Below are 5,787 nucleotides of genomic sequence, written 5' to 3' on the forward strand. Positions count from 1 at the left end.
GGACGTACACCTGGCCGGCGATCTCCGTGGTGGGCAGGTCGAGGGAGCCGCTGTGCGGGCCGCCGCCCTCGGGCAGCGGGATCCACAGGAAGCTGCGGCCCAGCACCTCGATGAGCCGGCCCGCCGCCGCGGGCACGCCGAGGGAGGCCGACAGCACCTCCTCCAGTTCGTTGCCGGGCCAACCGCCGTGCGGGTGGGGGTGTGCCTGTGCCGGGAAGTCCGCGGGAAAGTCCGCCGGGAAGTCCATCTGCCTACCGCCTGCTGGAAACCACTGCTGAGGCTGGAAAGGCTAGCGGGTGCCACCGACAAAGCCAGCAGCCGATCCGGCCCGCACAGTTCAGCCTGCACAGTTCGGCCCGCACAGTTCGGCCCGCACAGTTCGGCCCGCACCTCGCAGCGCGCACCATTCAACCCGCAGAGCGCAACGCGCACGGTTCAGGCCGCGTCGCACAGCACGCACGGTTCAGGCCGCGCGCGGGCGGCCCGACACGCTCACCCTGATGCGTTCGGCCCGAGAGGTGCGGTCCGTGCAGTCGCAGCGCGCGGGGGGTGCGGCCCGGCGCGTTCAGGTCGTGAAGGCGATGCGGCGCAGCGCGTCCGCCGCGTCGCGGTCGAGGAGCAGTGCCCCGCCGCAGCCCGGGGGCAGTTCGCCCTTCTCGACGGAGCGGATCAGCCTGCCCGCCGCCCGGCGGTGGCGCAGGAAGGCGTACCGCGAGACGCCCCGGCCGCGCTCACGCTGGCCGTCCAGGGCCGTGTCCGGCGTGACGTCGAGCAGCAGCAGGTGCAGGGTGCCGCCGCGGCGGCGCGCCTCTCTGGCCAGCCAGTCGCGCACCCAGACCTGCGTGCCGCAGTCGTGCACGACCACGCCCTCGCCGGTGCCGAGGGCGCGGCGCAGTGCGGCGTAGTGGGCGAGGCGGACCAGCGGGCGGTAGACGGCGTACGGCAGGACGCGGGCCAGCCGGGCGTCCCAGCGGTCACGGGTGTCCTGGGAGTCGATCCGTATGCCCTGGACGGTGCGGTGCATCAGCGTGGACTTCCCGCTGCCCGGCAACCCGGTGACCACGACCAGGTCGCGGCGACCGAAGAGCAGGCCGTGCGGGCTGTGGCCGGCACGGTCGCGCAGGTCGCGGACGCCCCGGGCAGGGGCCGTCTGCTGCCCGGGCAGGGCGATGCCCGTCGTCGCGTACGCCGTGGTCCTCGTCACCGTGATCGTCCTCCCCAGGGGTTCAGGAAAGGTTCTCCCCACCTTCCGTAAAGAAAAGGTAATGTACGGTGTTCCGCAGTTCGGTCCGCTTCCCGCCACAGCCCTGTCACAAAGGTCAGCCGGGCATGCAATGATGTCCGCGCCAACTGCATACCGGCCGCTTGAATCCGCGCGGGAGAGTCCCCGGCACCACGGTGCCCGGGGCGCCGAAGGAGCAAGTCCCTCCCTTGAATCTCTCAGGCCCCGTTACCGCGCGGGCGAGGCACATCTGAAAAGCGGGCCGCTGTGTCAGTGGCTCCACCCAAGGTGCAAGCCGTGACCCCGAGCGGGTCAGGGCGAACCTCTCAGGTTCCGATGACAGATGGGGAGGACAGCGGGGAGGACAGCCCCCTCGCCTGTCACGCCTTCGGGACCCTTGGGAGACGACCGACCGATGAGCAGTACCGATTCCGCCGCACCCCGCCGCACCGCACTCGATGCCCTGCACCGCTCGCTCGGCGCGACCATGACCGACTTCGCCGGCTGGGACATGCCCCTGCGCTACCGCTCCGAGCGCGACGAGCACGTCGCGGTGCGCACCGCGGCCGGCCTCTTCGACCTCTCCCACATGGGCGAGATCACCGTGACCGGGCCCGAGGCGGCCCGGCTGCTGAACCACGCCCTGGTCGGGAACATCGCCTCGGTCGGGCCGGGCCGCGCCCGCTACACCATGATCTGCCGGACCGACGGCGGCATCCTCGACGACCTGATCGTCTACCGCACGGCCGACACCGAGTACCTGGTCGTCGCCAACGCCTCCAACGCCCAGGTGGTCCTCGACGCGCTGCGGGAACGTGCCGCCGGCTTCGACGCCGAGGTGCGCGACGACCGGGACGCCTACGCCCTGATCGCCGTCCAGGGACCGGAGTCGCCCGGGATCCTGAAGTCCCTCACCGACGCCGACCTGGACGGCCTCAAGTACTACGCCGGGCTGCCCGGCACCGTCGCCGGGGTCCCGGCGCTGATCGCCCGCACCGGCTACACCGGCGAGGACGGCTTCGAGCTGTTCGTGAAGCCGGAGCACGCGGTGGAGCTGTGGCAGGCCCTGACCGAGGCGGGCGGGCCGGCGGGGCTGGTGCCCTGCGGCCTGTCCTGCCGGGACACCCTGCGGCTCGAAGCGGGCATGCCGCTCTACGGCCATGAGCTCACCGCCTCGCTGACCCCCTTCGACGCCGGGCTCGGCCGGGTGGTCAAGTTCGACAAGGAGGGCGACTTCGTGGGGCGCGAGGCGCTCACCGAGGCGGCGGCCCGCGCGGAGTCGGACCCGCCGCGCGTCCTCGTCGGCCTGGTCGCCGAGGGCCGCCGGGTGCCGCGCGCCGGATACCCCGTGGTCGCCGCCGGCCAGGTGATCGGCGAGGTCACCTCCGGCGCCCCCTCCCCCACCCTGGGCAGGCCGATCGCCATGGCGTACGTCGACGCGGCGCACTCGGCGCCCGGCACGGCCGGGGTCGGCGTGGACATCCGGGGCAGCCACGAACCGTACGAGGTCGTGCCGCTGCCGTTCTACAAGCGCCAGAAGTAGCCACCGCAGGTGATACCGAGCACATCGTCGCTGCTCGGGCAGGCCTTCCGCAGTTCCCCATTCATCAGCACTCCCCCGCGTACAGGAGAATTCAGGACATGAGCAACCCCCAGCAGCTGCGCTACAGCAAGGAGCACGAGTGGCTGTCGGCCGCCGAGGAGGGCGTGGCGAAGGTCGGCATCACGGAGCACGCGGCCAACGCGCTCGGTGACGTCGTCTTCGTCCAGCTCCCGGCGGTCGGCGACACGGTGACCGCGGGCGAGACCTGCGGCGAACTGGAGTCGACCAAGTCGGTGTCCGACCTGTACTCGCCGGTCACCGGCGAGGTCACCGAGGTCAACGAGGACGTCGTGGAGGACCCGTCGCTGGTGAACTCGGCCCCCTTCGAGGGCGGCTGGCTGTTCAAGGTGCGCTTCGCGGACGAGCCGGCCGACCTGCTCTCCGCCGACGATTACACCGCCTTCACCGCCGGCTGAGGGCCGCCCCCACCGCCGGCCGACGGCCGTAGGAACACCGGCTTAGGAGTCGTAGAAACAGATGTCCGTTCTGAACACGTCCCTGCACGAGCTCGACCCGGAGGTCGCCGCCGCGGTCGACGCCGAGCTGGTGCGTCAGCAGTCCACCCTGGAGATGATCGCCTCCGAGAACTTCGCGCCGGTCGCGGTCATGGAGGCGCAGGGCTCGGTCCTCACCAACAAGTACGCCGAGGGCTACCCGGGCCGCCGCTACTACGGCGGCTGCGAGCACGTCGACGTCACCGAGCAGATCGCCATCGACCGGGTGAAGGAGCTGTTCGGGGCCGAGTACGCGAACGTGCAGCCGCACTCGGGCGCCTCCGCCAACCAGGCGGCCCTGTTCGCGCTGGCCCAGCCCGGGGACACCATCCTCGGTCTGGACCTCGCCCACGGCGGTCACCTGACCCACGGCATGCGCCTGAACTTCTCCGGCAAGCAGTTCGACGTGGTCGCCTACCACGTGGACGACTCCGGTCTGGTCGACATGGCCGAGGTCGAGCGGCTCGCCAAGGAGCACCGGCCGAAGGTGATCATCGCGGGCTGGTCGGCGTACCCGCGCCAGCTGGACTTCGCGGAGTTCCGCCGGATCGCCGACGAGGTCGAGGCGTACCTGTGGGTCGACATGGCCCACTTCGCGGGCCTGGTGGCGGCGGGGCTGCACGAGAACCCGGTGCCGTACGCCGACGTGGTCACCTCCACCACCCACAAGACGCTGGGCGGCCCGCGCGGCGGGATCATCCTCGCCAAGCAGGGCTTCGCGAAGAAGCTGAACTCGTCCGTCTTCCCGGGTTTCCAGGGCGGCCCCCTGGAGCACGTGATCGCGGCGAAGGCGGTCTCCTTCAAGGTCGCCGCCTCGGCGGACTTCAAGGAGCGCCAGCGTCGTACGGTGGAGGGTGCGCGCATCCTGGCGGAGCGGCTGACGGCCGCCGACGCCCGCGAGGCCGGCGTGAACGTCCTGTCCGGTGGTACGGACGTCCACCTGATCCTCGTCGACCTGCGCGAGTCCGAGCTGGACGGACAGCAGGCCGAGGACCGGCTCCACGAGGTCGGCATCACGGTCAACCGCAACGCCGTCCCGAACGACCCGCGCCCGCCGATGGTCACCTCGGGGCTGCGGATCGGCACCCCGGCGCTGGCCACCCGCGGCTTCACGGCCGAGGACTTCGCCGAGGTCGCGGACGTGATCGCCGAGACGCTGAAGCCTTCCTACGACGCGAAGGCGCTGAAGGCCCGGGTCGAGGCCCTGACCGCGAAGCACCCGCTCTACCCCGGTCTGAACAAGTAGTTCCCCGGCGGGGGCACCCGATGGCGTGTGCCCCCGCCCTTTTCCAAGGAGTTCCCGTGGCCATCTCGGTCTTCGACCTGTTCTCGATCGGCATCGGCCCGTCGAGCTCCCACACCGTCGGCCCGATGCGCGCGGCCCGGATCTTCGCGCGCCGCCTGCGCAACGAGGAGCTGCTGCCCTCGGTCGCGCGGATACGTGCCGAGCTGTACGGATCCCTCGGCGCCACCGGCCACGGCCACGGCACCCCGAAGGCGGTGCTGCTCGGTCTGGAGGGCGCCTCGCCGCGCACGGTGGACGTGGAGACGGCGGACGACCGGCTGGAGAAGATCAAGGCCTCGGGGCGTCTGTCGCTGGTGGGCGAGCACGAGATCGCGTTCTCCTTCGACGACGACCTGAAGCTGCACCGCCGCAAGGCACTCCCCTACCACGCGAACGGCATGACCCTCTGGGCGTACGACGCGTCCGGGGCGGAGCTGCTGTCGAGGACGTACTACTCGGTCGGCGGCGGGTTCGTCGTGGACGAGGAGGCGATCGGCGCGGACCGCATCAAGCTGGACGACACCGTCCTGAAGTACCCCTTCCGCACGGGCGACGAGCTGCTGCGCCTGACGAAGGAGACGGGTCTGTCCATCTCCGCGCTGATGCTGGAGAACGAGCGGGCCTGGCGGACGGAGGACGAGATCCGCGCCGGGCTGCTGGACATCTGGCGGGTGATGCAGGCGTGCGTCTCGCGCGGGATGTCCCGGGAGGGCATCCTGCCGGGCGGCCTCCGGGTGAAGCGCCGGGCCGCCGTGACCGCCCGGCAACTGCGCGCCGAGGGCGACCCGCTGGCCCACGCGATGGAGTGGATCACGCTCTACGCGATGGCCGTGAACGAGGAGAACGCGGCCGGCGGCCGGGTGGTGACCGCGCCCACGAACGGCGCGGCCGGCATCATCCCGGCGGTCCTGCACTACTACATCAACTTCGTTCCCGGCGCCGACGAGGACGGGGTCGTCCGCTTCCTGCTGGCCGCGGGCGCGATCGGCATGCTCTTCAAGGAGAACGCCTCCATCTCCGGTGCCGAGGTCGGCTGCCAGGGCGAGGTGGGCTCGGCCTGCTCGATGGCGGCGGGCGCCCTCGCCGAGGTCCTCGGCGGCTCTCCCGAACAGGTCGAGAACGCCGCCGAGATCGGCATGGAACACAACCTGGTGATCTGGCTGGGCGCTCGCCCTTGGCGCAT

Annotated in this window: 5 protein-coding genes, 1 pseudogene and 1 riboswitch; of the genes and pseudogenes, 4 read left to right on the forward strand and 2 right to left on the reverse strand. The window is 71.4% G+C overall.

From position 1 onward, the window contains the following. Together ABZ646_RS38520 and ABZ646_RS38525 are read right to left on the reverse strand one after the other, a co-directional pair. A pseudogene (locus ABZ646_RS38520) lies at positions 1-247 on the reverse strand (enhanced serine sensitivity protein SseB); the annotation flags it as partial. A gap of 318 nt (positions 248-565) precedes the next feature. Continuing rightward, positions 566-1,210, reverse strand: coding sequence for an AAA family ATPase (locus ABZ646_RS38525; RefSeq protein ID WP_360529941.1), 645 nt, complete (start codon positions 1,208-1,210; stop codon positions 566-568). A 156-nt stretch (positions 1,211-1,366) separates the two neighbouring features. Beyond that, positions 1,367-1,466, forward strand: a riboswitch (glycine riboswitch). A gap of 171 nt (positions 1,467-1,637) precedes the next feature. Between ABZ646_RS38525 and gcvT the strand changes: the two genes are divergently transcribed. From gcvT to ABZ646_RS38545, 4 genes are all read left to right on the forward strand, one after another. Beyond that, on the forward strand, positions 1,638-2,765 hold the full coding sequence (gene gcvT, locus ABZ646_RS38530) for a glycine cleavage system aminomethyltransferase GcvT (protein WP_360529928.1): 1,128 nt from the start codon (positions 1,638-1,640) through the stop codon (positions 2,763-2,765). 98 nt (positions 2,766-2,863) lie between these two features. Beyond that, on the forward strand, positions 2,864-3,241 hold the full coding sequence (gene gcvH / locus ABZ646_RS38535; RefSeq protein WP_360529931.1) for a glycine cleavage system protein GcvH: 378 nt from the start codon (positions 2,864-2,866) through the stop codon (positions 3,239-3,241). Between the two features lie 61 nt (positions 3,242-3,302). Then, positions 3,303-4,565: a serine hydroxymethyltransferase gene (glyA, locus tag ABZ646_RS38540; protein WP_360529935.1), complete on the forward strand. Its 1,263-nt coding sequence runs from the start codon at positions 3,303-3,305 to the stop codon at positions 4,563-4,565. 56 nt (positions 4,566-4,621) lie between these two features. Further along, positions 4,622-5,787, forward strand: a 1,166-nt coding sequence (locus ABZ646_RS38545) for an L-serine ammonia-lyase (protein ID WP_360529938.1), incomplete at its 3' end; no start/stop codon positions are given.

The sequence above is a fragment of the Streptomyces sp. NPDC007162 genome (genome assembly GCF_040634175.1).
Classification (GTDB): domain Bacteria; phylum Actinomycetota; class Actinomycetes; order Streptomycetales; family Streptomycetaceae; genus Streptomyces.

Coding starts and splice junctions, on each gene's coding strand:
- gcvH (WP_360529931.1), top strand. CDS start 2,864: ATGAGCAACCCCCAGCAGCTGCGCTACAGCAAGGAGCACGAGTGGCTG.
- gcvT (WP_360529928.1), top strand. CDS start 1,638: ATGAGCAGTACCGATTCCGCCGCACCCCGCCGCACCGCACTCGATGCC.
- glyA (WP_360529935.1), top strand. CDS start 3,303: ATGTCCGTTCTGAACACGTCCCTGCACGAGCTCGACCCGGAGGTCGCC.